This is a genomic window from Streptomyces sp. NPDC045431 (genome assembly GCF_040646655.1).
Taxonomy (GTDB): domain Bacteria; phylum Actinomycetota; class Actinomycetes; order Streptomycetales; family Streptomycetaceae; genus Streptomyces.
Genome location: NZ_JBEZAQ010000019.1, coordinates 11,992 through 38,637 on the forward strand (window position 1 = coordinate 11,992; position 26,646 = coordinate 38,637).

A 26,646-nucleotide genomic window follows, 5' to 3' on the forward strand; every position below is an offset into this window, starting at 1 on the left:
CTTCCACCCGCCTAGCCTGCGGAAGAAAGAGCAATAGCGTCCGAAAGACCCCTTCCCAGGAGCCCCGCATGACCGAAATCCCGCAGGAGCGCCGCGTCGTCACCGCCATTCCCGGCCCGAAGTCGCAGGAGCTTCAGGCCCGCCGTCTGTCCGCGGTCGCGGGCGGCGTGGGCTCCGTACTGCCGGTGTTCACCGCCCGCGCGGGTGGCGGCGTCATCGAGGACGTCGACGGCAACAGCCTGATCGACTTCGGTTCCGGTATCGCCGTGACGTCCGTCGGCGCGTCCGCCGAGGCGGTCGTGCGGCGGGCGAGCGCCCAGCTGGAGCAGTTCACGCACACCTGCTTCATGGTCACGCCGTACGAGGGCTACGTCGAGGTCTGCGAGGCGCTCGCCGAGCTGACCCCGGGCGACCACGCCAAGAAGTCCGCGCTGTTCAACAGCGGCGCCGAGGCCGTCGAGAACGCGGTCAAGATCGCCCGTTCGTACACCAAGCGCCAGGCCGTCGTCGTCTTCGATCACGGCTACCACGGCCGTACGAACCTGACGATGGCGCTCACCGCCAAGAACATGCCGTACAAGCACGGCTTCGGCCCGTTCGCCCCCGAGGTCTACCGCGTGCCGGTGGCGTACGGCTACCGCTGGCCGACCGGCCCCGAGAACTGCGGCCCCGAGGCCGCCGCGCAGGCGATCGACCAGATCACCAAGCAGATCGGCGCCGAGAACGTCGCCGCGATCATCATCGAGCCGGTGCTCGGTGAGGGCGGCTTCATCGAGCCGGCCAAGGGCTTCCTGCCGGCGATCGTGAAGTTCGCCAACGACAACGGCATCGTCTTCGTCGCGGACGAGATCCAGTCCGGCTTCTGCCGCACCGGCCAGTGGTTCGCGTGCGAGGACGAGGGCATCGTCCCGGACCTGATCACGACCGCCAAGGGCATCGCGGGCGGCCTGCCGCTCGCCGCCGTCACCGGCCGCGCCGAGATCATGGACTCCGTGCACGGCGGCGGCCTCGGCGGCACCTACGGCGGCAACCCGGTGGCCTGCGCCGGTGCGCTCGGTTCCATCGAGACGATGAAGGAGCTCGACCTCAACGGCAAGGCGAAGCGCATCGAGGAGGTCATGAAGGGCCGCCTCTCCGCCATGCAGGAGAAGTACGAGATCATCGGTGACATCCGTGGCCGCGGCGCCATGATCGCCATCGAGCTGGTCAAGGACCCGGCGACCAAGGAGCCGAACCCGGAGGCCGCCGGCGCGCTGGCGAAGGCCTGCCACGCGGAGGGCGTGCTGGTCCTGACCTGCGGCACCTACGGCAACGTGCTGCGCTTCCTGCCGCCGCTGGTCATCGGCGAGGACCTGCTGAACGAGGGCCTGGACGTCATCGAGGCCGCGTTCGCGCGCATCTGACGTACGCGCTCGGCACACGTGCTCCGACGTACGTGTGAAGAGGTTGTGGGGGGCCGATGGCGGGATGGAGATCCCGCTGTCGGCCCCCCGCTTCTCTGCCGTACGGTTTTCGCAGATGAGAGAGACACCTTCCAGGCCGGAGCCTCCCCAGCCCCGTCCTGGGCGTGCCTTCGCGCACACCACCGGGGCCTTCGGCTCCGGAACTCCTCACCGATCGGACAGTCGCCCGCCCCATACCCCCCGGGGCGTGCGGCGCACCGGTCACGGCGACCGCCCCGGAACAACCCCCCCTGTTCCGGGGCGGTCGGCATTCCTCCCCGTGGCGGCCCTGGCGCTGTTCGCGGTCGTCACCTGGCAGGTCGCGGTCCACGGGCCGCTCGCCCGGCTGGACGAGCGCGCCGGGCGCGCCGTCGCCGGACGCGGACCGGCCCCCCTCACCGAACTCCTCGCCGACCTCGGCAACCTCCAGGTCGCCCTGCCCGTCCTCGCCGTCGCCCTCGCGTACGCGGTGTGGCGCGGGCGCCGCCGGGCGGCGCTGTGCGCGGGGCTGGCGATGGCGCTCGTACCCGCCGTGGTGGTGCCGCTGAAGGTGCTCGTCGACCGGGTGGGGCCGCTGACCGCCGAGACCGGCTACTACCCGTCCGGGCACACGGCGACGGCGCTGGTGGCGTATGGCGGGGCGGCCCTCCTGGTCCACCGGCGACGGCTGCTGCCCGTCGCCGCCCTGCTGACGGTGGCGACGGGCGTCGGGCTGGTGCTGCGCGGCTACCACTGGCCGCTGGACGTGCTGGGCAGCGCGTGCCTGTTCGCGCCGGTGCTCCTGGGCCTGGGTTACGCCGCCCGCCGCTGAGCCAGCAGCTCCGCCAGGCGCCCCGCCGCGTGGTCGGTGAACGGCACGCTCTCCATCAGCGCGCAGGGCGCCGCCCCGATCGTGCGGGTGCGGACCAGACCGGCGGCGCGGGCCTCGGCGCCCAGGCGGGGGAAGAAGGTGCCGTTGTCGTCGCCCACGTCCGGCACCTCGACCCACACCCGCCGCCCGCCGATCGGGTACGGGAAGCGACGCAGTTTGCGGCGGTGGTGCGGGACCAGCGACTCGGCGTAATGGAGGAACGAGTTCCGGTTGTGGCCGACGCCCAGGAGGAGGATGTGGGCGCCGAGTTCGTACAGCCGGGCGAAGGCGGATCCCGCGCCCAGGGCGTACGCCAGGGGCCGCCCCTCCGTGAGGGCGCGGGCGTGCGGGCCGATGGCGGCGACGGAGGCCTGGGGGTGGCCGCCGCGCAGCCGGCCGGGGTGGGCCAGCACCGCGTTGGGGAGGGCGCCCATCGGGGTGGGCAGCGCGTCGTGGAAGTCCGGCACCGCCCGGCGGGCGCGCTCCACCTCGGGGTCGAAGGGGTCGCGGGCGTACGGCGCGGGGTCGGCGACCTGGGGAGTGAAGGTGGGGACGGCGACGGTGCCGGAGTCCCCGACGCAGCCGAGCAGCGCGTCCAGGACGGCACGGGCCCCGCCCTCCACCTGACCGAAGGCCGACAGCGACGAGTGCACCATCACGACGGCCCCCCTGCGCAGGCCGAGGGCCTGGAATTCCGCCCGCAGCCGGGGCGTGTCGAGAGCCACCTACTCCGCCCAGGGGGAGCCGGTGATGACGTCGACGAAGTTCGGGCGGACGTAGCCCTCGGTGTAGCGCTCCAGGACATCGGCCTTGACGTTGCCGAAGGTGGTGTGGGGCCGGTGCGCGATGCCGTCGTTGAACGCCTGGAGGATGCGGCGCTTGAAGTCGGGACGCGGGTGCGCGGCGACGACCGCGGCCCGCTGCCCGTCGGAGAGGTCGTCGTAGCCGATGCCCAGGACGTCGAGCTCGACGCCTGCCGTGACCAGGGCGATCTCGGGGGCCATGTACGCGGGGATCTCGGGCGTGGTGTGCAGGGCGATGGCCTCCCACACCACGCGGGCGCTCTCCTCGGGCACCCCGTGCCGGAGCAGGAACGCCCGGGCGTCCTCGGCGCCGTCGATCTCGAAGCGGCGGGTGGACCCGCGGTGCGCCTCGGTGAGTCCGAGGTCGTGGAACATGGCGCCCACGTAGAGCAGTTCCGGGTCGAAGACCAGTCCGCGGTTGCGGCCCTGGAGCGCCCCGAAGAGGTAGACGCGGCGCGAGTGGTGGTAGATCAGCTCGTCGGCGGTGTCGCGTACGAGCTCGGTGGCCTCCTTGGCGAGGGCGCTGTCGGGGATCGCGATGTCGGCGATGGTCATGCGGGGCTCCCTGAAGAGAGGCGGAGGGCGGGCCGTGTTGCCAGGACAGTAGGGGCGGCGCGCCCGGCGCCGCCCGTCCCGGAGCGCCACTTCGTCAGGTCGCGCTCCGGCCCGCTCCCTCGCTCACGGCCTGTGCCGCTGCCTCGCCAGCCACCCCGCCGCCTCGTGCAGCGCCACCGGCCCGCTCCCTCGCTCACGGCCTGTGCCGCTGCCTCGCCAGCCACCCCGCCGCCTCGTGCAGCGCCAGCTCCAGCAGCGCCGGGTCCGTGAGGGTCCCCGCGCCGTCCGGCCACACCAGCCAGCGCGTGCCGCCGGCCGCCCGGCCCGGGCAGGGGTACGGCACGACGAGCCAGGTGCCGCGCCCGGCGGCGCGCATGCCGGTGCCGACCCAGCGGGCGGCCGTGCCCGGCGGGACGAAGAAGCCCATGCGGGCGTCGCCGAAGTCGGCGAGGACCGGGCCGGGGTGGTCGACGAGCCGGGAGAGCACGTCGAGGGCCGGGTAGCCGAGCTCGCCGGGCACGATCAGCACGTCCCAGCGCCGCCCCGCCGGGAGCAGGACCACCCCCGCGGGGCTGCGCTCCCACTCCCACCGGCACGCGACGGGGTCCGGCGCCGCCGACACCAGCCACTCCACCGCGCCCTTGCCACCCGAAGCCCCCCAAGCCCCCGAACCGGTCATCGTCCACAGCCTCCCTGTCCGTGCCTGTGCCTGCCCTGCCGGGCAGTGCGTTCACACGGGGAGAGGCGGGTGAACCCGGATCATTACGCGGGTCGCGCGGATGACGTGGTCAGCTGTCGAAGCCCAGCCCCAGCCGGTCCATCGTCCGCAGCCACAGGTTGCGCCGGCCGCCGTTGGCGTCGGCCCTCGCCAGGGACCACTTGGTCAGGCCGATGCCCGCCCACGCGAGGGGTTCCGGCGGGAAGGGCAGCGGCTTGGAGCGGACCATCTCCAGCTCCGTGCGCTCGGTGCGCTCGCCCGAGAGGAGGTCGAGCATCACGTCCGCGCCGAAGCGCGTCGCGCCGACGCCCAGGCCGGTGAAGCCGGCCGCGTAGGCGACCCGGCCGGCGTGGGCCGTGCCGAAGAAGGCGGAGAACCGCGAGCAGGTGTCGATGGCGCCGCCCCACGCATGGGTGAAGCGGACGTCCTCCAGCTGCGGGAAGCAGCGGAAGAAGTGCTCGGCGAGGGTCAGGTACGTCTCGGGGCGGTGGTCCAGCTCGGCGCGCACGCGCCCGCCGAAGGGGTAGACGGCGTCGTAACCGCCCCACAGGATCCGGTTGTCGGCGCTGAGCCGGAAGTAGTGGAACTGGTTGGCGCTGTCGCCGAGGCCCTGGCGGTTCTTCCAGCCGACGGCCTCCAGCTGCTCGTCGCCGAGCGGCTCGGTCATCAGGGCGTAGTCGTAGACGGGGACGGTGTACGCGCGGACGCGCTTGACCAGCGACGGGAAGACGTTGGTGCCGAGCGCGACCTGCCGCGCGAGGACCCTGCCGTACGGGGTGCGCACGGCCATGCCGCCGCCCGCGCGGACCAGGTCGAGGCCCGGGGTGTTCTCGTAGACGCGTACGCCCTGTTCCAGGCAGGCCCGCTTGAGGCCCCACGCCAGCTTGGCGGGGTTGAGCATGGCGACGCCGCGCCGGTCCCACAGGCCGCCGAGGAAGGTCGGGGAGTTCACCTGGGCGCGTACGGCGTCGCGGTCGAGGACCTCCAGCCCGTCGGCGAGGCCCAGGCGGGCGGCCGCCTCGTACGCCTCCGTCAGCTCGGCGAGCTGGTGCGGTTCGGTGGCGACGTCGATCTCGCCGGTGCGCTCGAAGTCGCAGTCGATGCCGTACGCGGCGACGGCGGCCTCGATCGCGTCCAGGTTCTGCTCGCCCAGCCGTTCCAGTGTGGCGAGCTCGTCCGGCCAGCGGGCGAGACCGTTGCCGAAGCCGTGGGTGAGGGAGGCGGCGCAGAAGCCGCCGTTGCGGCCGGAGGCGGCCCAGCCCGCCTCCCGGCCCTCGATGAGCACGACGTCCCGCTTCGGGTCGCGCTCCTTGGCGAGGAGCGCGGTCCACAGGCCGCTGTAGCCGCCTCCGACGACCAGCAGGTCGCAGTGGTCGGTGCGGGTGAGGGCGGGCTGTGGGGCGGGCTTGCCGGGGTCTTCCAGCCAGAAGGGGACGGGCTGGGCGTCCGAGAGTGATTGTGCAGCGGTACGCATGGCGGCTGGGGCCATGGTTTCCAACTCCCTCAGGTTTCTAGGGTTGTGCGGTGCGCTTCCGCCGGTTGGCCGCGACCTGTCCGGCGAGGACCACCAGGACGGCGATGACGAACATCGCCGTGCCGATGACGTTGATCTGTACGGGCGTGCCGCGCTGCGCCGAGCCCCACACGAACATGGGGAAGGTCACGGTCGAGCCCGCGTTGAAGTTGGTGATGATGAAGTCGTCGAACGAGAGCGCGAAGGCGAGCAGCGCGCCGGCCGCGATGCCGGGTGCGGCGATGGGCAGCGTGACCCGCAGGAAGGTCTGCACGGGACCGGCGTACAGGTCGCGGGCGGCCTCCTCCAGGCGCGGGTCCATCGACATCACGCGTGCCTTGACCGCCGTCACGACGAAGCTCAGGCAGAACATGATGTGCGCGATGAGCACCGTCCAGAAGCCCAGGTCGGCGTTCATGTTGAGGAAGAGCGTCAGCAGGGAGGCGGCCATGACGACCTCGGGCATCGCCATCGGCAGGAAGATCAGCGAGTTGATCGCGCCGCGCGCCCGGAAGCGGTAGCGGACCAGCGCGAAGGCGATCATCGTGCCGAGGACGGTGGCGCCGAGCATGGCCCAGGCGGCGATCTGGAGGGAGAGCGCGAGCGAGCCGCACAGGTCGGCGACGCCGCACGGGTCGCGCCACGCCTGGGTGGAGAACTCCCGCCAGGTGTAGTTGAAGCGCCCCGCCGGGTCGTTGAAGGAGAACACCATCACGACGACGTTCGGCAGGATCATGTAGGCGAGGGTCAGCAGACCCGCGATGACGACGAGGTTCTTGCGGAGCCAGCGCATCAGACCAGGTCCTCCGTTCCGGCCCGGCGGATGTAGACGGTGACCATGATCAGCACGATCGCCATCAGGATGAAGGACAGCGCGGCCGCCGTCGGGTAGTCGAGCACCCGCAGGAACTGCGACTGGATGACGTTGCCGACCATCTTGGTGTCGGTGGAGCCGAGCAGCTCGGCGTTGACGTAGTCACCGCTGGCCGGGATGAAGGTGAGCAGCGTGCCGGAGACGACGCCGGGCATGGACAGCGGGAAGGTCACCTTGCGGAAGGTGGTGGCGGGCGACGCGTACAGGTCCTTGGCGGCCTCGTGCAGCCGGCCGTCGATGCGCTCCAGCGAGGTGTAGAGCGGCAGGATCATGAAGGGCAGGAAGTTGTACGTCAGGCCGCAGACGACCGCCATGGGCGTGGCGAGGACCCGGTCGCCCTGGGTCCAGCCGAGCCAGTTGGTCACGTCGAGGACGTGCAGCGCGTCGAGCGCGCCGACGACCGCGCCGCCGTCCGCGAGGATCGTCTTCCACGCCAGCGTCCGGATGAGGAAGCTGGTGAAGAACGGCGCGATGACGAGGACGAGCAGCAGGTTGCGCCAGCGGCCCGCCTTGAAGGCGATGAGGTACGCGAGCGGGTAGCCGAGCAGCAGGCACAGGAAGGTCGCGGTACCGGCGTACAGCAGGGACCGCACGAACTGCGGCCAGTACTCGGTGAAGGCCTCCCAGTACGTCCGGAAGTGCCAGGTGACCTCGAACCCCTTCTCCAGGGAGCCGGTCTGCACGGAGGTGGAGGCCTGGTAGACCATCGGCAGCGCGAAGAAGACGAGCAGCCAGAGGATGCCGGGCAGCAGCAGCCAGTACGGGACGAGCCGCTTGCGGGCGGCCGGCTTCCGTACCGCCGGCTTCCCTGCGGCGGCGACGGGTGGTGCTTCCGTGGTCGTCACGCGGCGTCCTCCACCTTTTCCACGCCCGCGTCGATGTCCTGTGCCGCGTCCAGGCCGAAGGTGTGGGCCGGGTTCCAGTGCAGGACGACCTCGGCGCCCGGCGCCAGCCGGGAGTCGCGCTCGATGTTCTGCTCGTACACCTGGAGGCCCCGGCCGGCCGGGCCGTCCACGACGTACTGCGTGGAGACGCCGATGAAGGAGGTGGCGACGATCCGGCCGGTGACCCTGTTGCGTCCGGTGGCGATCGCGCTCGCGTCGTCGGCGTGAGCGAGCGAGATCTTCTCCGGGCGGATGCCGACGAGCAGCTTCCCGCCGGTCGCGGTGGGGGCGGAGCACCGGTCGGCGGGCAGCCGCAGCGTGGCGCCGCCGGCGGTGACCGCGAGGTCGGAGGCGGCCTCGACGACCTCGGCCTCGATGAGGTTGGAGGTGCCGAGGAAGTTGGCGACGAAGGTGGTGCGCGGGTTCTCGTAGAGGTCGGCGGGGGCGCCGAGCTGCTCGACGCGTCCGCCGTTCATCACCGCGACCGTGTCGGCCATGGTCATGGCCTCCTCCTGGTCGTGCGTGACGTGGACGAAGGTGATGCCGACCTCGGTCTGGATCCGCTTGAGCTCCAGCTGCATCTGGCGGCGCAGCTTGAGGTCGAGGGCGCCGAGCGGCTCGTCGAGGAGGAGGACCTGCGGGTGGTTGATGAGCGCGCGGGCGACGGCGACGCGCTGCTGCTGGCCACCGGAGAGCTGGTGCGGCTTGTGCCCGGCCTTGTCGCCGAGCTGGACGAGCTCCAGCATCTCGTCGACCTGCTTCTTCACGGACTTCACGCCGCGGCGGCGCAGCCCGAAGGCGACGTTCTCGTAGATGCTCAGGTGCGGGAAGAGGGCGTAGCTCTGGAAGACGGTGTTGACGGGCCGCTTGTACGGGGGCAGGTCGGTGACGTCCGTGTCGCCGAGGTGGACGGTGCCCGTGGTGGGCTCCTCCAGGCCGGCGATCATGCGCAGGGTGGTCGTCTTGCCGCAGCCGGAGGCGCCGAGGAGGGCGAAGAAGGAGCCCTGCGGGACGGTGAGGTCGAGGGGGTGGACGGCGGTGAAGGAGCCGTACGTCTTGCTGATCCCGGAGAGGCGGACGTCGCCGCCGGTGGTGTTCGTGCTGTCAGTCATGGGTTGCGGTCCCCAGGGGGTGTCGAGGTCGGACGAGGGTGGTGGGCTCAGGCACCGATGAGCTTGGCGAACTTCTCCTCGTACGCCGTCTCTTCCTCACCGCTGAGGGAGCGGAAGGCGCGGGACTTCGCGGCCATCGCCTTGTCCGGGACGATCAGGGTGTTCGACGCCAGCTCGGGGTCGATCTTCGCCAGCTCGTCGCGTACGCCCTCGACCGGGCAGACGTAGTTGATGTACGCGGCGAGCTGCGCGGCGTTCGGAAGCTCGTAGTAGTAGTCGATGAGCTTCTCGGCGTTGGTCTTGTGCCGGGCGTTCGCCGGGACCAGGAGGTTGTCGGTGGAGGTCATGTAGCCGGCCGCCGGGATCGCGAACTTGATGTCGGGGTTGTCGGCCTGGAGCTGGATGACGTCGCCGGCCCAGGCGAGGCAGGCGGCGATGTCGCCCTTGTTGAGGTCGCCGGTGTAGTCGTTGCCGGTGAAGCGGCGGATCTGCTGGGTGTCCACGCCCTTCTGGAGGCGGCCGACGGCGACGTCGAAGTCCGCGTCGGTGAACGTCCCGGGGTCCTTGCCCATGTCGAGGAGCGTCATGCCGATCGAGTCGCGCATCTCGGACAGGAACGCCACCCGCCCCTTGAGCTTGGGGTCGTCGAGCAGCTGGGTGACGGAGTCGACCGTGCGGCCGCCGGTGGCCTTCGTGTTGTACGCGATGACCGTGGAGATGCCGGTCCAGGGGTACGAGTGGGCGCGGCCGGGGTCCCAGTCGGGGCGGCGGAACTGGCTCGACAGGTTCGTGTACGCGTTGGGGAGGTTCGCCGGGTCGAGCTTCTGGGCCCAGCCGAGGCGGATGATGCGGGCGGCGAGCCAGTCGGTGACGCAGATCAGGTCGCGGCCGGTGTCCTGGCCGGCGGCGAGCTGCGGCTTGACCTTGCCGAAGAACTCGACGTTGTCGTTGATGTCCTCGGTGTACTTGACCGTGATCCCGGTGCGCTTGGTGAACGCCTCCAGGGTGGGGCGGTGCTTCTCGTCCTCGCTGATGTCGATGTACTGCGTCCAGTTGGAGAAGGCGAGCTGCTTCTCCTTCGCCGAGAAGTCGGTGGAGGCGGGACCTTCGCCCTCGCGCTTGGCGGGTGGGATGCCACAGGCGGTCAGGCCGGTGAGTCCGCCGAGCGTGAGCGCACCGACGCCCGAGGCGCGCAGCATCGAACGGCGGGTGAGGGCTCCTCTGCCGTTCGTCAGACTGCGCCGCATCGCGGCGAGTTGTGCCGCGGAGAGGCTGTCGGGCTCGTACTGCTCCATGCGCTGTTGCCTTTCGGTGCGGGCCGTTACGGGCTATCGGTCCCCGAAGATCGTGCGGTGCCAGTCCTTCCGGGCGACCGCCGTGTTGTCGTACATCACGTGCTTGACCTGCGTGTACTCCTCGAAGGAGTAGGTTGACATGTCCTTTCCGAAGCCGGATGCCTTGTAGCCCCCGTGCGGCATCTCGCTGATGATCGGGATGTGGTCGTTGACCCAGACGCAGCCCGCCTTGATCGCGCGGGTGGCGAGACCGGCGCGGTAGACGTCGCGGGTCCAGGCGGAGGCGGCGAGGCCGTACGGCGTGTCGTTGGCCAGCCGGATGCCCTCCTCGTCGCCGTCGAAGGGCAGCACGACCAGCACCGGGCCGAAGATCTCGGCCTGGACGATCTCGCTGTCCTGCGGAGCCCCGGTGATGAGCGTCGGCCGGTAGTAGGCGCCGTCGTTGTGGGGCGCCACGCCGCCGGTGACGACGGTGGCGTACGCGCGGGCCCGGTCCACGAAGGCGGCGACGCGGTCGCGCTGGGCGTGGCTGATGAGCGGCCCGAGGTCGGTGCTCTCCTCGAACGGGTCGCCGAGGCGTACGGTCGCCATCAGGTCGGCGACCTGCTCCACGAAGGCGTCGTACAGCGGGCGCTGCACGTAGGCGCGGGTGGCGGCCGTGCAGTCCTGGCCGGTGTTGATGAGCGCGCCGGCGACCGCGCCGTGGACGGCTGCCTCCAGGTCGGCGTCGTCGAAGACGACGAAGGGCGCCTTGCCGCCGAGTTCGAGGTGGAGGCGCTTGACGGTGGCGGTGGCGATCTCGGCGACACGCCTGCCGACGGCGGTGGAGCCGGTGAACGAGGTCATCGCCACATCCGGGTGCCCGACGAGGTGCTCGCCCGCCTCCTTCCCCGCCCCGGTGACGATGTTGACGACACCGTCCGGGATGCCCGCGTCCGTGGCCGCCCGCGCGAACATCAGCGAGGTCAGCGGGGTCAGCTCGGCGGGCTTCAGCACGATGGTGTTGCCCGCGGCGATGGCCGGCAGGACCTTCCAGGCGGCCATCTGGAGCGGGTAGTTCCACGGCGCGATGGAGCCGACGACGCCGATGGGCTCCCGGCGGACGTACGAGGTGTGGTCGCCGCTGTACTCGCCCGCCGACTGGCCCTGGAGGTGGCGGGCCGCGCCCGCGAAGAAGGCGGTGTTGTCGACGGTGCCGGGCACGTCGAACTCCCGCGTCAGCTTGATGGGCTTGCCGCACTGCAGCGACTCCGCCTGCGCGAACTCCTCGGCGCGCTCGGCGAGTACGCCCGCGAAGCGGTGCATCGCCTCGGACCGCTCGCCCGGAGTGACGCCCGCCCAGCCGGGGAACGCCTCACGCGCGGCGGCGACGGCCGCGTCCACGTCGGCCGTCCCGGCGAGCTCGTAGGTGAGGACGTCCTCGCCCGTCGCGGGGTCCACGACGGTGTGCGTACGCCCGGAGGTCCCGGCCCGCGCTCGCCCGCCGATGTACTGCGCGCCGACCGCGAAGCGGTCCCGCACGTCCTTCACCTGGAAGCGGTTGCCCATGACGCTCTCCGTTGTCCCGGCTCGAATTGAGTGCCGATCCTGACAGAGGCACGCCTACCCAACAAGGGATTCCGTTGTTGCCTTTTGGTTACGCGACGGAATCGGTCGACCATGTGTCGCGTGGGCGCGGGAAACCCGGTACGGAGTGTCCGTGGCGGCTGTCAGACTCCCGTGCATGGAGAAGATCGAAGACCTGTTGGCACAGGTCAACCGGGGTAAGCCGGTGAAGTACCTGCACTTCTGGGGCCACCGGCCGAGGCCCGACGGCACGATCGGCGCGAGCTGCCTGAGCCAGTGGTGGCCGGCGCCGTTCACCGTCGACGGCGTGCGGTACGCGACGGCCGAGCACTGGATGATGGCCGAGAAGGCGAGGCTCTTCGGGGACGCGGACGCCGAGCGGGCCGCCGTGGAGGCGCGCAGCCCGGCGGCCGCGAAAAAGGCGGGGCGGCTGGTGCGGGGCTTCGACGAGGCGATATGGGAGCGGGAGCGGTTCGCCATCGTGGTCGCGGGCAGCGCGCACAAGTTCGGGCAGCACCCCGAGCTGCGGGAGTACCTGCTCTCCACGAACACCCGCGTCCTGGTGGAGGCCAGCCCGCTGGACCGCGTCTGGGGCATCGGCCTCGCCGCCACGGACCCCGACGCCTCGAACCCCGCGAAGTGGCGGGGCCTCAACCTCCTGGGGTTCGCGCTGATGCAGGCGCGTACGACGCTCCGCGCGGCGGGGGCCTGACGGACCCGCGCCGCGAGGCCCCGCCGTACGGCCGGAGGTCAGTCGCGGGAGACGACCAGCGACGTGGCGAAGGGGTCGCGGTCGTCCCGAGAGCTCTCGCTCTCGACGATCGCCCAGATGATGAACGCCAGGAACGCCGCGCTGATCACCATGCCGATCGCGCCGAGGATGATGCCCGCCGTCGCCATCTCACTGTTCGTGGCCTCGCCGCGCTGCACGCGCTTGCGGCCGATGATGCCGAAGATCAGCGCCAGGACGCCCGGGATGATGCCGAGTCCGTAGAAGCAGAACCCGACGACGGCGACGATGCCGAGGACCATCGCCGCGATGCCCAGGCCGTTGGCCGGGGCGGGCGTCCAGCCGGTGTGGCGGCCGTAGGACGGGGGCGGGTAGGCGGCGGGGGCCGGGTAGGGCTGGGTCGGGTAGCCGTAGCCACCGGGGGACGTCGGGGCCGAGGCGGGCGCCGGGTAGCCGTACGGCCCCGGGGCCGGCTGGGCGGGCCCGCCGGGGGCTATCGGTGGCGGCGGTATGTCCCCGCCCGCCGGCATGGACGTCACCGTCGGCTGCTCGTGGACCGCCGGCGGCTTGACCGGCTCGACCCGGTCCTGGGGCGGCCTGCCCTCCGGCGGAGCCCAGGGATCGTTCGCTTCGCTGTTCTCTGGCATGGGCCTCCCCCATCGTGTCCCGCCATGCTAACGACCGCCCTACGATGATCCCTGACCAGCCCGGCCGCGCACCCAGGAGGCCCCGATGACCGATCCGCACCCCTTCATCGCGGGGCTGCCCAAGGCCGAGCTCCACGTCCACCACGTCGGCTCCGCCTCCCCCCGCATCGTCGCCGAACTGGCCGCCCGGCACCCCGACTCCAAGGTACCGACGGACCCCGAGGCGCTCGTCGACTATTTCGTCTTCACCGACTTCGCGCACTTCATCGAGGTGTACCTGTCGGTGGTGGACCTGATCAGGACGCCGGAGGACGTCCGGCTGCTCACCTACGAAGTCGCCCGCGACATGGCCCGGCAGAACATCCGGTACGCCGAGCTGACGGTCACGCCGTTCAGCTCGACGCGGCGCGGCATCGACGAGAAGGCGTTCATGGCGGCCATCGAGGACGCCCGCCTCGCGGCCGAGAGCGACCTCGGGGTCATCCTGCGCTGGTGCTTCGACATCCCCGGCGAGGCCGGTCTGGAGGCCGCCGAGGAGACCACGCGGCTCGCGGTCGACCTGCGCCCGGAGGGCCTGGTGTCGTTCGGGCTGGGCGGCCCGGAGATCGGCGTGGGGCGCCCGCAGTTCAAGCCGTACTTCGACCGGGCCATCGCGGCCGGCCTGCACTCGGTGCCGCACGCGGGCGAGACGACCGGGCCCCAGACCATCTGGGACGCGCTGCGCGAGCTGCGCGCCGAGCGCATCGGCCACGGCACCAGCGCGCCGCGGGACCCGGAGCTGCTGGCGTACCTCGCGGAGCACCGCATCCCGCTGGAGGTCTGCCCGACCTCGAACATCGCCACCCGCGCGGTCACGGACATCGAGCAGCACCCGATCAAGGAGATGGTCGCCGCCGGGGTGCTGGTCACCGTCAACTCCGACGACCCGCCGATGTTCGGCACCGACCTCAACAACGAGTACGCGGTCGCCGCCCGGCTGCTGGAGCTGGACGAGCGCGGCATCGCCGAGCTCGCCAAGAACGCCGTCGAGGCGTCCTTCCTGGACGCCGCCGGCAAGGCGAGAATCGCCGCCGAGATCGACGACTACACCGCCGCGTGGCTCGCCCGCTGATGCCCCCGGTCACCGTCGTCGCGCACCGGGGCGACCCGTACCGCGTCCGCGAGAACACGACGGCGTCGATCCGTTCGGCGCTCGCGCGCGGCGCGGACGCCGTCGAGATCGACGTACGGCTCACCCGCGACGGCGTCCCGGTGCTGCTCCACGACGACACGCTGAAGCGGCTGTGGGGCGTCGACCGGCGGCTGGACCGGCTCACCCTCGCCGAGGTGCGCGAGCTGACCGGCTCGGAGGGCGTGCCGACGCTGGTGGAGGCGCTGGACGCGATCGGCGGCGGGCACCGGGTGATGATCGACCTGCCCGGCGCCACGGACGCGGCGGTGCGGACCATCGTCGGGACCGTGCACGACTGCGGCGCGGCCGAGCGCGTGTACTACTGCGCCGGCTCCGCCGCGATGCTGCCGGTACGGGCGGCCGACCCGGCCGCCGAGATCGCGCTGACCTGGACGACGCTGGCCCCGCCGCGCCCCGTCCTGCTCGACGCGGTGGCGCCGCGCTGGCTCAACTACCGCTTCGGGCTGGTCAGTCCCGCGCTGACCGAGCGCGTCCACCGCGACGGGCTGCTCGTCTCGGCGTGGACGGCCGACACCCGCAGGACCATGCGCCGGCTGGTCGCGTGCGGGGTCGACTCGATCACCACCAACCGGGTGGACACGCTCACCTCGGTCCTGCGCGGCCGGTAGCGGTCGTCTCAGACGGGGAGCGCGCGGCGCGCCCCGCCGACCGGTTCCGTCAGCGATTCCAGGCGCTTGATCATGCGGTGGACGATCAGCAGCGGGATGACGCCGAAGACCCCGAAGGACATGTCGATCACCGACCACCAGAAGGGGATGTCGCGGATGGGTCCGCAGATCAGCGCCAGCGGGACGATCCCGGCGCAGGCGATCATGCCGAACTCGATGACCCAGATGTTGCGTACGGGGTCGCGGTAGGGCCCGTAGAAGGCGACCGCGATGACGAGGTGCGCGAAGGCGAGCCAGTCGGTCCCGTAGAGGAGGAAGGGGTAGCGCTGGTCGGCGGTGTCGAGGCCGGCGCGGACGCGCCCGATCCACTCCGCCAGACCGGGGAAGGTGTCGGCGACGGGTGACGCCCAGCCGTTCAGGGCGCTCTCGGCGAGGTGCAGCTCGGTGACGAGCGGAAAGGCCGTCAGACCGCTCAGCACCAGACAGACGATGAAGAACACCAACCACATGCGTATACGCCGCAGAAGGGCGCGGGTCTCGCTCATGTCCGCAGCGTACGCCGGTGTTTACGCGGCCTTTACCCCACCCCCGGCACTCGGGGCGCCGCTGTGCGAAGATCCGAGCGTGCAACCGATCACCGCTGAAGACCCGGCCTGGATAGGCCCGTACCGCCTTCTCGGACGCCTGGGAGAGGGCGGGATGGGCCGTGTCTACCTCGCGCGCAGCGAGGGCGGCCGGACCGTCGCCGTGAAGCTGATCCTCCGTCAGCTCTCGCAGGACGGTGAGTTCCGGCAGCGGTTCGCCCAGGAGGTCGACGCGGCGCGGCGGGTCGGCGGGCGGTGGACGGCACCGGTTCTCGACGCCGACACCGGGGCCGCGATGCCCTGGGTGGCGACCGGGTACATCCCGGGCCCCTCCCTCTCGGAGGTCGTCGGCAAGGACCACGGGCCGCTGCCCGAGGAGTCGGTACGCGCCCTGGCGAGCGGGCTGTCCCAGGCGCTGGGGGCCATCCACTCCGTGGGCCTGGTGCACCGCGACCTGAAGCCCTCCAACATCCTGGTGACCGTGGACGGTCCTCGGGTGATCGACTTCGGCATCGCCCGCGCGCTGGACGCGCACAGCGCCGCCGGTGACGTCAGGACCCGTACCGGCGCGGTCGTCGGCTCGCCCGGTTTCATGGCGCCGGAGCAGGTGCGCGGCGGGGCCATCACCCCGGCGTCGGACGTGTTCTGCCTGGGTGCGGTGCTCGCGTACGCGGCGACGGGGCGGACGCCGTTCGGCAGCCTCGACAGCGGCGTGCACAGCGTGATGTACCGGATCGTGCAGGAGGAGCCGGACCTGACGGGTGTGCCGCCGAGGCTCGCCGGGCTCGTCCGGGCCTGTCTGATCAAGGACCCGGCCGGGCGGCCCTCCGTCGCGGAGCTGATCGAGGCCACGCGGGACGCCGAGCCCGCCGGGGCCTGGCTGCCGGGCGCGCTGCTCGCGCAGCTCGGGCAGCGGGCGGCGCGGCTGCTGGACGCGGAGGCGCCCGCCTCGGCGGCGGCCACCGTCGTGCCGGGGCCCGCCCCGGCGCCGGCGCTCCGGCAGGTGCCGCAGCAGCCGACGCCGCCGCCGCACCCGGGGCCGTACGGTCCCACGGCGTTCCCGACCCCGCCCCCCGGGCCCGGCCCGTATCCGTACCCGCACCAGCCCACCCCGCCCCCGGCCACCCGGCCGCCGATGAGCGGCGGCCGGGTGACGCTGATCGTTCTGGGCATCGTGTTCGGGCTGCCTCTGGCGGTCATCGTGCTGCTGGTGATCATCGGTGTGCTCGTCGGCGAGGAGGAGGAGCCCGAGATCAAGGAGCCGGTGGGCGCCGTACCCGGCGCCTATCTCGGCTCCTGGGAGGGCACGATGGGGTCCGGGACCAAGAGCGAGTTCGCGGGGCGCCTCGACATCGTCCAGGGGCAGAAGAACGAGACGGTCGCCACGGTCACGTACACCCTGCCCCACGCCCTGTGCGAGGACCGCGTACCGCTGGTGTCCGCCGGTCGCGAGAAGATCGTCCTGGGTGCGGGCACCCGGGTCCGGCACGTACCGGAGGACACGAAGGACTGCGACGAGCCGGCCGCCGAGCAGACTCTCAAGGCGCAGCCGGACGGCACACTGCTGTGGCAGGTGGGGGGAAAGTCGACGACGCTCCGCCCGGCCGAAACGGGCGACACCGCCGTGCCCGCGCGGTTCCTGGGCACCTGGGACCTGACGACCACGCCCGCCGACAAGCGCCTGCGGTTCACGATCGAGCAGGGCGCCGTCGGCACTCAGGCCGTCACGCTGGACCGCTTGGGTTCGGCGGAGGGCTGCCAGTGGAAGGGCGAGCTATCCGGCGCGCAGGGCGACCGGCTCGTCACCGGGCCGCTCCTCCCGGCCAAGGGCGGCTGCCGCGAGCAGGGGTCGATGGTGCTCACCCCGGCGGACGACGGGAAGCTCTACGTGAGCCGTCCGGAGGCGCCGGGGGGCGTCGGCCGGGAGGAGCTCAAGCGCGTCCCGACCGCTACCGGCGGCCCGGGGGTCGCCCGGTGACCGCGGGCATTCGCCACGACGGCCCGGGGCGCGCCTACTGACCGTGGGCGTGGTGCTCGACGGCCCGGGGACGCCCATTGACCGTAAACGTCGCTCTCGACGGCCCGGGGGTCGCCTACTGGCCGTGGGCGTCGTCCTCGTCCGCCTCTACCCCCTTGAGCGGCTCGCCGCCGCCCGTGCCCTCACCGGGGCGGAAGCCCTCCGCGGCGCTCGCCGTACCGGGGACGGTGCGGCGGCCCGCCTGGCGCTCGGCGCCCGAGTGGGCCCCGGGCTCCTTCTCCGCCCGCTCGCGGGCGCGTTCCTGCGGCGTCTTGTCCGGTGTCCTGTCGGGCGTCTTGTCGTTCATGGTCCGCGAGTACCCGCACGGGAGACGCCCATACGCCGGAGAACGCGGGCCGGAAAAACGCCGACGGGCGGACCGGGAAACCCGGCCCGCCCGCCCGCGACGGCATCCCCGAGGGGATCAGCCCAGCGAGGTCATCACGTGCTTGATGCGCGTGTAGTCCTCGAAGCCGTACGACGACAGGTCCTTGCCGTAACCCGACTTCTTGAAGCCGCCGTGCGGCATCTCCGCGACCAGCGGGATGTGGGTGTTGATCCAGACGCAGCCGAAGTCCAGGTTCTTCGACAGGCGCATGGCGCGGGCGTGGTCCTTGGTCCAAACGGAGGAGGCGAGGGCGTACTCGACGCCGTTCGCGTACGCGACGGCCTGCTCCTCGTCCGTGAAGGACTGGACGGTGATGACCGGACCGAAGACCTCGTTCTGGATGATCTCGTCGTCCTGCTTGAGGCCGGAGACGACGGTCGGGGCGTAGAAGTAGCCCTTGTCGCCGACCCGGTGGCCGCCCGCCTCGACCTTGGCGTGGGCGGGGAGGCGCTCGATGAAGCCGCTGACCTGCTTCAGCTGGTTGGCGTTGTTGAGCGGGCCGTACAGCACGTCCTCGTCGTCCGGCTGGCCGGTCTTCGTCTCGGCGGCGGCCTTGGCGAGCGCGGCGACGAACTCGTCGTGGATGGACTCCTGGACGAGCACGCGCGTGGCCGCGGTGCAGTCCTGGCCGGCGTTGAAGAAGCCCGCGACCGCGATGTCCTCGACGGCCTTGGCGATGTCGGTGTCCTCGAAGACGACGACCGGCGCCTTGCCGCCCAGCTCCAGGTGGACGCGCTTGACGTCCTTGGCGGCGGACTCGGCGACCTGCATGCCGGCGCGTACGGAGCCGGTGATGGAGGCCATCGCGGGGGTCGGGTGCTCGACCATGGCGCGGCCGGTGTCGCGGTCGCCGCAGATGACGTTGAAGACGCCCTTGGGGACGATCGAGCCGATGATCTCGGCCATCAGCACGGTGGACGCCGGAGTGGTGTCCGACGGCTTGAGGACGACGGTGTTGCCCGCGGCGAGGGCCGGGGCGAACTTCCAGACGGCCATCATCATCGGGTAGTTCCACGGCGCGACCTGGGCGCAGACGCCGACCGGCTCGCGCCGGATGATGGAGGTCATGCCCTCCATGTACTCGCCGGCGGACTTGCCCTCCAGCAGGCGGGCGGCGCCGGCGAAGAACCGGATCTGGTCCACCATCGGGGGCACCTCTTCGGTGCGGGTGAGCGCGAGGGGCTTGCCCGTGTTCTCGGACTCGGCGGCGATGAGGTCCTCGGCGCGCTCCTCGAAGGCGTCCGCGATCTTGAGGAGGACCTTCTGGCGCTCCGCCGGCGTGGTGTCCCGCCAGGCGGGGAAGGCGGCCGCGGCGGCCTCCATGGCGGCGTCGACGTCGGCCTGCCCGGACAGCGGGGAAGTGGCGTACACCTCGCCCGTGGCCGGGTTGACCACGTCGATGGTCCGTCCGTCGGCGGCGTCCCGGAACTCCCCGTTGATGTAGTTGCGCAGACGACGCAGCTCGGTGGTCACTTGCCACCCCTCCTGTCGATCTCGTGGTGCTCGGTGACTCAATGTCCGAAGTCCAAGTAGTGGACAGGCCCACCCTAGTCGCTGCGGTGACGGTTTCGACAGGCCCGACGCCCCAGAACTTCGGATTCAGTGGTATTCGATCACCGGAACAACGAATTTCCTCGTTCTCGGCTTGCGCGAGTGACGAGACTCGGTGCACAGTGGATGCGTGGCCAGTCGAAGCGCAGAGACCAGGACCGGGAATGGATCGTCCCCCGCGATCGATGCCGTGTCCCTGGCGATCATCGAACAGCTCCAGGAGGACGGACGCCGTCCGTACGCCGCCATCGGCAAGGCCGTGGGCCTCTCCGAGGCGGCCGTGCGCCAGCGCGTCCAGAAGCTCCTCGACCAAGGCGTCATGCAGATCGTCGCCGTCACCGACCCGCTCACCGTGGGCTTCCGGCGGCAGGCGATGGTCGGCATCAACGTCGAGGGCGACGTGGAGCAGGTCGCGGACGCCGTGACGGCCATGGCCGAGTGCGAGTACGTGGTGATGACCGCGGGCTCGTTCGACCTCATGGTGGAGATCGTCTGTGAGGACGACGACCACCTGCTGGATGTGATCAACCGGCGCATCCGCACACTCCCCGGCGTGCGCTCCACCGAGAGCTTCGTCTACCTCAAGCTCAAGAAGCAGACCTATATGTGGGGAACCCGATAGCCGTGAGCAAGGACCTCTCCAAGACCGCCTACGACCACCTGTGGATGCACTTCACCCGCATGTCGTCGTACGAGAACAGCCCCGTCCCCACCATCGTCCGCGGTGAGGGCACCTACATCTACGACGACAAGGGCAAGCGCTACCTCGACGGCCTCGCCGGCCTGTTCGTGGTCCAGGCCGGCCACGGCCGCAAGGAGCTCGCCGAGGTCGCCGCCAAGCAGGCCCAGGAGCTCGCCTTCTTCCCGGTGTGGTCCTACGCCCACCCGAAGGCCGTCGAGCTGGCCGAGCGCCTCGCCAACGAAGCCCCGGGCGACCTCAACAAGGTCTTCTTCACCACCGGTGGCGGCGAGGCGGTCGAGACCGCCTGGAAGCTCGCCAAGCAGTACTTCAAGCTGGTCGGCAAGCCCACCAAGTACAAGGTCATCTCCCGCGCGGTCGCCTACCACGGCACCCCGCAGGGCGCCCTGTCGATCACCGGCCTGCCCGGCCTGAAGGCCCCCTTCGAGCCGCTGGTCCCCGGCGCGCACAAGGTGCCGAACACCAACATCTACCGCGCGCCGCTCTTCGGTGACGACCCGGAGGCCTTCGGCCGCTGGGCCGCCGACCAGATCGAGCAGCAGATCCTCTTCGAGGGCCCCGACACCGTCGCGGCCGTCTTCCTGGAGCCGGTGCAGAACGCCGGTGGCTGCTTCCCGCCGCCGCCCGGGTACTTCCAGCGGGTCCGCGAGATCTGCGACCAGTACGACGTGCTGCTCGTCTCCGACGAGGTCATCTGCGCCTTCGGCCGCCTCGGCACGACCTTCGCCTGTGACAAGTTCGGCTACGTGCCGGACATGATCACCTGCGCCAAGGGCATGACCTCGGGCTACTCCCCGATCGGTGCCTGCATCGTGTCGGACCGCCTGGCCGAGCCGTTCTACAAGGGCGACAACACCTTCCTGCACGGCTACACCTTCGGCGGCCACCCGGTCTCCGCGGCCGTCGGCCTCGCCAACCTCGACATCTTCGAGAGCGAGAAGCTGAACCAGCACGTGCTCGACAACGAGGGCAACTTCCTGTCGACCCTGCAGAAGCTGCACGACCTGCCGATCGTCGGCGACGTCCGCGGCAACGGCTTCTTCTACGGCATCGAGCTCGTCAAGGACAAGGTCACCAAGGAGTCGTTCAACGACGACGAGACCGAGCGCGTCCTGTACGGCTTCCTCTCCAAGGCGCTGTTCGACAACGGTCTGTACTGCCGTGCCGACGACCGTGGCGACCCGGTCATCCAGCTGGCTCCGCCGCTGATCTCGAACCAGTCCACGTTCGACGAGATCGAGCAGATCCTCCGGGCCACCCTCACCGAGGCCTGGACGAAGCTCTGATCGAAGAAACGTTCCGGGACCGCCCTCACGGTCCTTGATCGTCCGACCGTAGGCTGAACGCGGCCCGGGTCTGCCCCATCCGAGTGATGTGGGCGACCCGGGCCGTGTGCTTTTCGTACGCCCGGTCATGTATTCCTACGGTGCGCAGTGACCGATCGGCCTGACCTTCGTTCCCCCGTACGGGGGAATCCGATACGAGCTGAGACCGAGGTGTACGCCATGGTGGCCCCGCCGGACAACGACGTGCTCTGGGCACGTTCCCTCCACCACACCCACAGCGGCTCCCCCGCCCTCAGCGGTGTCTCGCTCGGTGTCCGCGAGGGCGAGATCCTCGCCGTGACGGGCCCCCGGGGGTGTGGCAAAACGACACTGCTGCGCTGCCTCTCCGGCCAGCTCGTCCCCCAGGACGGCGAGGTCTGGTTCAACAGCACCCCCGTCCACACCATGAACGCCCTCCAGCGCGAGCGGCTGCGCCGCGACCGGCTCGGCTGGATCGACCCGCACCCCACCCTCCTCCCCGAGCTGCGGGCCTGGGAGAACGCCGCCCTGCCGCTGCTGCTGCGCGGCTCCTCGCACCGCGCCGCCAAGGCCGCCGCCATGGAGTGGCTGGAGCGGCTCGACATCGGCGACTGCGCCCGCAAGCGCCCCACCGCGCTGACCCAGGCACAGCGCCAGCGCGTCGCCGTCGCCCGCGCCCTGGTGCCCATGCCGACGCTGCTCTTCGCCGACGAGCCCACCGCCCCGTTGCACCGCGCCGACCGGGCGCAGGTACTGCGGACGCTGACCGCCGCCGCCCGCTCGCACCGGATCACCGTGATCCTCGCCACGCACGACGCGGACGTGGCCGCCGTCGCCGACCGCACCCTCCACCTCCTCGACGGGCGGCGCGTCAACGCCGACGCCGTACGGCTCCACGACGCGGAGGGGCGCGACGCGTGCTCGCTCTCCGTCTAGCCCTGGGCGCCCACCCCCTGGTCCTGCTCCGCAGGCTGCTCGTCGCGGCCGCCTCGGCCGGGGTCGGCTTCCTGCTGCTGTGCGCGCTGGGGTACGCCGTCGGCCACCCCGGCGAGTCCGCCGCCGCCCTGCGGCGCCTGCTGTGGTGCGCGCTGCCGCTGGCGGCGACCGTGCACCTCGCCGTCGCCGTGGCCCGTACGGACCCCGGTACGCGGCCGCGCCCGGGCCTGTCGGCGATCGGGCTCGGCCCCGCGCGCATGACCGCGCTCGCCGCCGCGTCGACCGCCGTGTCCAGCGCGCTCGGCTCGGCGGTCGCCCTGCTGGTCTTCCTGCACCTGCGCGGCGACCTCACGGGCCTGCCGTTCGACGGGGCGGCGTCCGAGCTGCTGGCGGCCGGGCAGCCGCTGCCCCTGGCGGGCGCGCTCACCCTGCTCGCCCTCGTCCCGCTGACCGCCTCCACGGCGGCGGCCCTGGTGCTGCGCCCGCGCCGCACGCCCCTCCCCCGGGACGGGGCCGCCCCGCGGGAGCGCGAGGAGCCGGCCGCGCGCCGCCCCCTGACCACCCCGGCCGACCTGCCGTGGGGCGTGGCCCTGATGGCGGTCGGCCTCGCCCTCGGGACCTACGCGGCGCGCGGCGCCTCCGCCGAGGCGGCGGTGCCTCCCCGCGGCGTGCTGGCCGGGTGGGTGCTCACCGCCGTGGGCCTGGCCCTCACCGGGCCGGGCGTCGCCCACCTGTGCGGGCGGGCCCTGCAGGCGCTGCGGCCGGGCGCCACGCGACTGCTGGCCGGGCGGGCCCTGATGGCGGAGGCGCGGCGCATCGGGCGGCCGCTGGGCGTGGCCTGCGCCGTGGCGTCCGCCACCCTCACCGCGACGATGCTGTACGGCGACGGGGGCGTGCGCCCCTTCGGCCCGCTGACCGGACTGGGCGCGAGCCTCGTCCTCGGCTGCACCGCGGCCACCCTGCTCACGGCGGCGCTGGAGTCCCGCCAGACCCGTGTCGACACCAAGGACGCGCTGCTGCGCCTGGGTGCCTCGCGCGCCCTGCTGCGCATGGCCGCGGGCCTGCGCGCCCTGGTGCTGCTGGTGGTGTTCGCGCCACTGACCTGGGCCGTCGCGGAGCTGGCGGCGCTCCCGCTGCGCCGGTGAGGCGCTCGGCTCCGGTGCCTCCCCCCGCCCCCCGGACGTAGGGGGCCGTCCGTCCCCGGAACGACGGGGGGCCTGCGGTCCGCCCCAGGACGGACCGAGGGACGGGCTCGCGGGAGGAGGCGGCCGCAGCACCCGCTGCCTAGCGTGATCCGCATGAACCGACTGCCCCGCGGCGCCACCGCCGCCCTGATCGGCCTGTCCCTCCTCGCCCTCGGCGCCGGCACGGCCCAGGCGTTACCCGCGCCCGCCACGCCGCCCCACGCCGTCGCCTCGCCCGCCGTGGGCGAGCGTGTACGCCTCGAACTGCCCCGCCCCACCGGGCCGCTGGCCGTGGGGCGCGACACCCTGCACCTGGTGGACTCCGGCCGCCCGGACCCGTGGATCCCGGAGGCCGGGGCGCGGGAACTGATGGTCTCGCTGTACTACCCGGCCCGCCCCGGACACGGCCGGACGGCGCCGTACATGACCACCGAGGAGGCGCGGGCCTTCCTGGAGGACCGGAAGCTGACCGGCACGGTGTCCGCCGAGACGCTCGCCGGCACCCGTACGCACGCCCGCCCGGGCGCGGCCCCGGCTCGCGGCACCTTCCCGCTCGTCGTCCTGTCGCCCGGCTTCACCGTGAACCGCGCGACCCTCACGCTGCTCGCCGAGGACCTGGCGAGCCGGGGGTACGTCGTCGCCGCCGTCGACCACGCCTACGAGTCGTGGGGCACCGCGTTCCCCGGCGGCCGGCTCCTCACCTGCGTCGCCTGCGCCAAGGTGCGGGAGGTCGGGATGGAGGCGGTTCCGCGCGCCCGCGCCCTGGACGTCTCCTTCCTGATCGACCGGCTCACCGGCCGGCATCCGACGTGGCGGCACGCGCGTCTGATCGACCGCACCAGGATCGGCATGGCGGGCCACTCCATCGGCGGCGCCTCCGCCGCCGCCACCATGGCGCGCGACCCGCGCGTACGGGCGGGGGCCAACCTGGACGGCGGCTTCTACGGCGCGGTGCCCGACGACGGTCTCGGCGGCCGGCCCTTCATGGTGCTGGGCACCGACGAGGACCACGGCTCGTGGGCCGAGAACTGGCCGCGCCTCGACGGCTGGAAGCGCTGGCTGTCGGTGACCGGCTCGGGGCACTTCACGTTCACCGACGTACCGGTGCTCGCCGACCAGCTGGGCCTCCTCCCGCCGGACGAGCCGCTGTCGGGCGACCGCTCGCAGGCGATCACCCGCCGCTACGTGGCGGCCTTCTTCGACCTCCACCTCAAGGGCGCGGCGCAGTCCCTGCTGGACGGCCCGTCGGCGGAGCACCCGGAGGTGGTTTTCCACAGGTCCGGCCGACCGGCTCGGTGACGCCTATCGTGGCCGCATGGCACACACTCACCGGCACGGCCACGACCGTGAGATCGAGACCCTGCGGGAGTTCGACGAGGTCGTCGCGCGCGGCGGTCTCGTGGGATACCGCGTCCAGTCCGTCGACCTGACGGACCGTACGTCCGCGCTGCTCGCCACCCCGGTGACCGGCGCGATATTCCTCGGCTGCCCGATGGAGCCGGACGCGGCGGCGAAGGTGCGCGCCGAGGGGGCGCTCGTCTTCCCGCCCGTACCGGACCTGCCGTTCGACCCCTACCGCGGCTTGCTGTACTCCCCCGACGAGCTGTACGCCGGCCTCGACGGCGACGGGTACGAGGCGACGGCCGACGCCCGCGCGTACGCGTGGTTCCAGCGGACCAAGGCGGACGGGGACGTCTTCGCCTCGATGCTGCGCGCCGTGCACGACGACTCGGTCTCCGACGCGCTCGACGAGCACCTCGCCGGGGCGCGGGTCGTCGGCGTGATGGGCGGCCACGCCATGGCGCGCGGCACCGACGCGTACGCCGGTGCCGCGCGCCTCGGCCGCACCCTCGCCCGCACCGGGCTGACGGTCGCGACCGGCGGCGGGCCCGGCGCGATGGAGGCGGCCAACCTGGGCGCGTACGCCGCCCCCTTCGAGGACGCGATGCTGGAGGAGGCGCTGCTGCTCCTCGGCAAGGAGCCGTCGTACGGCGCGTCGGTGGGCGACTGGGCGCGCGCGGCGTTCGAGGTGCGGTCGCGCCGGCCCGGGGGCGGCGACTCGGTGGGCATCCCGACGTGGTTCTACGGGCACGAGCCGCCGAACGCGTTCGCCGCGCACATCGCCAAGTACTTCTCCAACGCCACGCGTGAGGACGGCCTGCTGGCCCGCTGCACCGCGGGCGTCGTCTTCCTGCCCGGCGCGGCGGGCACCGTGCAGGAGATCTTCGACAACACGACCCCCAACTACTACGAGTCGCGCGGGGAGCCGACCCCCATGGTGCTGGTGAACCGCACGCACTGGACGGACCACCTGCCGGCCTGGCCCCTGCTGCGGGCACTGGCCGCCGAGCGTTCGATGGAGGCGCGGATCGCGCTGGTGGACACGGTGGACGAGGCCCCGGAGGCGCTGGCGCGGCTGACGGCCGCGTAGGAGCACACGGGAGGCGGTGGGCCGGGCGCCGTTTCGGGGGCGGAATCGGGGCAACCTGCGAGACCAACAGCCTTTGGGCACAAGCGGATCGAGGAAGGCAGTCAATGTCCACTGTCCTGATCGTCGTCGCCCTCGTCGTGTTGGTGGCCCTCGCGGGCGCGGCGTTGTACTTCTGGAAGAGCCGGTCACGCGGGCTCGACGGCCCCGCGCTGAAGCGGCGGTTCGGGCCCGAGTACGACCTGGCCGTCGCCCGCCACGGCGGCGACACCGAGGCCGCCGAGCGGGAGCTCGCCGGACGGGTCGAGCGGTACGGCCGCCTGCGGCTCCAGCCGCTCGCGCCCGAGGCGCGCGAGCGGTACACCGAGCGCTGGGAGGCGCTGCAGAAGCGGTTCGTGGACGCGCCGCGCGAAGCGGTCGTGGAGGCGGGCGCGCTGCTGGACGGCCTGGCGCAGGAGCGCGGCTTCCCCGCCGCCGCCGACCACGCCCACGACGAGCAGGTGGCCGCCCTGTCGGTGCACCACGCCGGAAGCGTCGACGCCTACCGCCGCGTACGCGGCCGGGCCACGGGCGCAGCGGACGACGTCGGCGCCGGTACCAGCGCCAGTACCGGCACGGAGCAGCTGCGTACCGAACTGCTCGAAGCCCGTCGGCTCTTCGACGAGCTGATAGCCGAGGGGCGCCGGACGCCCCACCGGCACCCGGAGGCGCGCGGCGGCCGCCATGTGCCGCGCCCGCGCCTGTCGCGGTCCTGAGCGGAAGGCC

26 protein-coding genes are annotated in these 26,646 nt (G+C 72.2%); 13 read left to right on the plus strand and 13 right to left on the minus strand.

Translation table 11 applies throughout. The features are described from left to right. The first annotated feature begins 68 nt into the window (after positions 1-68). Together gabT and AB0A69_RS28430 are read left to right on the plus strand one after the other, a co-directional pair. The gene (gene gabT / locus AB0A69_RS28425; RefSeq protein WP_361427981.1) at positions 69-1,403 is read left to right on the plus strand and encodes a 4-aminobutyrate--2-oxoglutarate transaminase; all 1,335 of its coding nucleotides are present in this window, start codon (positions 69-71) and stop codon (positions 1,401-1,403) included. A gap of 115 nt (positions 1,404-1,518) precedes the next feature. Further along, entirely contained in the window at positions 1,519-2,253 is a 735-nt protein-coding gene (locus tag AB0A69_RS28430) for a phosphatase PAP2 family protein (RefSeq protein WP_361427983.1), read from the plus strand. Here AB0A69_RS28430 and AB0A69_RS28435 read toward each other — a convergent pair. The 9 genes from AB0A69_RS28435 to AB0A69_RS28475 all read right to left on the minus strand — a co-directional run bounded on the left by AB0A69_RS28435 (position 2,235) and on the right by AB0A69_RS28475 (position 11,594). Further along, positions 2,235-3,017 (minus strand): AAC(3) family N-acetyltransferase, encoded by a 783-nt coding sequence (locus tag AB0A69_RS28435; RefSeq protein ID WP_361427985.1) that lies wholly within the window; start codon positions 3,015-3,017, stop codon positions 2,235-2,237. The two genes, AB0A69_RS28430 and AB0A69_RS28435, sit on opposite strands and share 19 nt — an antisense overlap. Next, on the minus strand, positions 3,018-3,650 hold the full coding sequence (locus tag AB0A69_RS28440; RefSeq protein WP_361427987.1) for an HD domain-containing protein: 633 nt from the start codon (positions 3,648-3,650) through the stop codon (positions 3,018-3,020). Positions 3,651-3,843: 193 nt separating this feature from the next. Next, a complete protein-coding gene (locus tag AB0A69_RS28445; RefSeq protein WP_361427989.1) occupies positions 3,844-4,329 on the minus strand; it encodes a hypothetical protein in 486 nt (161 codons plus the stop codon). Between the two features lie 109 nt (positions 4,330-4,438). Beyond that, positions 4,439-5,857 (minus strand): FAD-dependent oxidoreductase, encoded by a 1,419-nt coding sequence (locus AB0A69_RS28450; RefSeq protein ID WP_361427991.1) that lies wholly within the window; start codon positions 5,855-5,857, stop codon positions 4,439-4,441. A 22-nt stretch (positions 5,858-5,879) separates the two neighbouring features. Further along, on the minus strand, positions 5,880-6,674 hold the full coding sequence (locus AB0A69_RS28455) for an ABC transporter permease (protein WP_361427993.1): 795 nt from the start codon (positions 6,672-6,674) through the stop codon (positions 5,880-5,882). Then, positions 6,674-7,600, minus strand: a complete 927-nt coding sequence (locus AB0A69_RS28460; RefSeq protein ID WP_361427995.1) for an ABC transporter permease — start codon at positions 7,598-7,600, stop codon at positions 6,674-6,676. Before AB0A69_RS28460 ends, AB0A69_RS28455 begins: the two co-directional genes overlap by 1 nt. Next, the gene (locus AB0A69_RS28465; RefSeq protein WP_361427997.1) at positions 7,597-8,751 is read right to left on the minus strand and encodes an ABC transporter ATP-binding protein; all 1,155 of its coding nucleotides are present in this window, start codon (positions 8,749-8,751) and stop codon (positions 7,597-7,599) included. The genes AB0A69_RS28460 and AB0A69_RS28465 overlap by 4 nt, the downstream gene beginning before the upstream one ends. Before the next feature lie 47 nt (positions 8,752-8,798). Next, complete coding sequence (locus AB0A69_RS28470; protein ID WP_361427999.1) at positions 8,799-10,046, minus strand: spermidine/putrescine ABC transporter substrate-binding protein; 1,248 nt, start codon at positions 10,044-10,046, stop codon at positions 8,799-8,801. 33 nt (positions 10,047-10,079) lie between these two features. Next, on the minus strand, positions 10,080-11,594 hold the full coding sequence (locus AB0A69_RS28475) for a gamma-aminobutyraldehyde dehydrogenase (RefSeq protein WP_361428001.1): 1,515 nt from the start codon (positions 11,592-11,594) through the stop codon (positions 10,080-10,082). Positions 11,595-11,769: 175 nt separating this feature from the next. Here AB0A69_RS28475 and AB0A69_RS28480 point away from each other — a divergent pair, with 175 nt between their 5' ends. Continuing rightward, positions 11,770-12,324, plus strand: a complete 555-nt coding sequence (locus tag AB0A69_RS28480) for an NADAR family protein (RefSeq protein ID WP_361428003.1) — start codon at positions 11,770-11,772, stop codon at positions 12,322-12,324. Positions 12,325-12,362: 38 nt separating this feature from the next. Here AB0A69_RS28480 and AB0A69_RS28485 read toward each other — a convergent pair whose 3' ends face one another. Next, on the minus strand, positions 12,363-12,989 hold the full coding sequence (locus tag AB0A69_RS28485; RefSeq protein ID WP_361428005.1) for a DUF4190 domain-containing protein: 627 nt from the start codon (positions 12,987-12,989) through the stop codon (positions 12,363-12,365). Between the two features lie 85 nt (positions 12,990-13,074). Here AB0A69_RS28485 and AB0A69_RS28490 point away from each other — a divergent pair, with 85 nt between their 5' ends. Continuing rightward, positions 13,075-14,100: an adenosine deaminase gene (locus AB0A69_RS28490; RefSeq protein WP_361428007.1), complete on the plus strand. Its 1,026-nt coding sequence runs from the start codon at positions 13,075-13,077 to the stop codon at positions 14,098-14,100. Beyond that, positions 14,100-14,789 (plus strand): glycerophosphodiester phosphodiesterase, encoded by a 690-nt coding sequence (locus tag AB0A69_RS28495; RefSeq protein WP_361428158.1) that lies wholly within the window; start codon positions 14,100-14,102, stop codon positions 14,787-14,789. The genes AB0A69_RS28490 and AB0A69_RS28495 overlap by 1 nt, the downstream gene beginning before the upstream one ends. A gap of 8 nt (positions 14,790-14,797) precedes the next feature. Here the strand turns inward: AB0A69_RS28495 and AB0A69_RS28500 are convergent, their stop codons facing one another. Next, positions 14,798-15,334: a hypothetical protein gene (locus tag AB0A69_RS28500; protein ID WP_361428009.1), complete on the minus strand. Its 537-nt coding sequence runs from the start codon at positions 15,332-15,334 to the stop codon at positions 14,798-14,800. A 79-nt stretch (positions 15,335-15,413) separates the two neighbouring features. Here AB0A69_RS28500 and AB0A69_RS28505 point away from each other — a divergent pair, with 79 nt between their 5' ends. Next, positions 15,414-17,351, plus strand: a complete 1,938-nt coding sequence (locus AB0A69_RS28505; RefSeq protein WP_361428010.1) for a serine/threonine-protein kinase — start codon at positions 15,414-15,416, stop codon at positions 17,349-17,351. Positions 17,352-17,466: 115 nt separating this feature from the next. Here the strand turns inward: AB0A69_RS28505 and AB0A69_RS28510 are convergent, their stop codons facing one another. Together AB0A69_RS28510 and AB0A69_RS28515 are read right to left on the minus strand one after the other, a co-directional pair. After that, positions 17,467-17,697: a hypothetical protein gene (locus tag AB0A69_RS28510; RefSeq protein WP_361428012.1), complete on the minus strand. Its 231-nt coding sequence runs from the start codon at positions 17,695-17,697 to the stop codon at positions 17,467-17,469. Positions 17,698-17,814: 117 nt separating this feature from the next. After that, on the minus strand, positions 17,815-19,251 hold the full coding sequence (locus tag AB0A69_RS28515) for a gamma-aminobutyraldehyde dehydrogenase (protein ID WP_361428014.1): 1,437 nt from the start codon (positions 19,249-19,251) through the stop codon (positions 17,815-17,817). 193 nt (positions 19,252-19,444) lie between these two features. Here AB0A69_RS28515 and AB0A69_RS28520 point away from each other — a divergent pair, with 193 nt between their 5' ends. The 7 genes from AB0A69_RS28520 to AB0A69_RS28550 all read left to right on the plus strand — a co-directional run bounded on the left by AB0A69_RS28520 (position 19,445) and on the right by AB0A69_RS28550 (position 26,636). After that, positions 19,445-19,951: an Lrp/AsnC family transcriptional regulator gene (locus tag AB0A69_RS28520; protein WP_355356189.1), complete on the plus strand. Its 507-nt coding sequence runs from the start codon at positions 19,445-19,447 to the stop codon at positions 19,949-19,951. Further along, positions 19,936-21,315: an aspartate aminotransferase family protein gene (locus AB0A69_RS28525; RefSeq protein WP_361428016.1), complete on the plus strand. Its 1,380-nt coding sequence runs from the start codon at positions 19,936-19,938 to the stop codon at positions 21,313-21,315. The genes AB0A69_RS28520 and AB0A69_RS28525 overlap by 16 nt, the downstream gene beginning before the upstream one ends. A 219-nt stretch (positions 21,316-21,534) precedes the next feature. Beyond that, positions 21,535-22,269 carry an ATP-binding cassette domain-containing protein gene (locus AB0A69_RS28530; protein WP_361428018.1) on the plus strand — a complete coding sequence of 245 codons (735 nt, stop codon included), beginning with the start codon at positions 21,535-21,537 and terminating at the stop codon, positions 22,267-22,269. Further along, positions 22,251-23,414, plus strand: coding sequence for a hypothetical protein (locus AB0A69_RS28535; protein WP_361428020.1), 1,164 nt, complete (start codon positions 22,251-22,253; stop codon positions 23,412-23,414). The genes AB0A69_RS28530 and AB0A69_RS28535 overlap by 19 nt, the downstream gene beginning before the upstream one ends. Positions 23,415-23,567: 153 nt before the next feature. Further along, the gene (locus AB0A69_RS28540) at positions 23,568-24,752 is read left to right on the plus strand and encodes an alpha/beta hydrolase (protein ID WP_361428022.1); all 1,185 of its coding nucleotides are present in this window, start codon (positions 23,568-23,570) and stop codon (positions 24,750-24,752) included. 16 nt (positions 24,753-24,768) lie between these two features. Next, the gene (locus tag AB0A69_RS28545) at positions 24,769-25,884 is read left to right on the plus strand and encodes an LOG family protein (RefSeq protein ID WP_361428024.1); all 1,116 of its coding nucleotides are present in this window, start codon (positions 24,769-24,771) and stop codon (positions 25,882-25,884) included. A gap of 104 nt (positions 25,885-25,988) precedes the next feature. Continuing rightward, positions 25,989-26,636, plus strand: coding sequence for a hypothetical protein (locus tag AB0A69_RS28550; protein ID WP_361428026.1), 648 nt, complete (start codon positions 25,989-25,991; stop codon positions 26,634-26,636). Positions 26,637-26,646 lie beyond the last annotated feature (10 nt).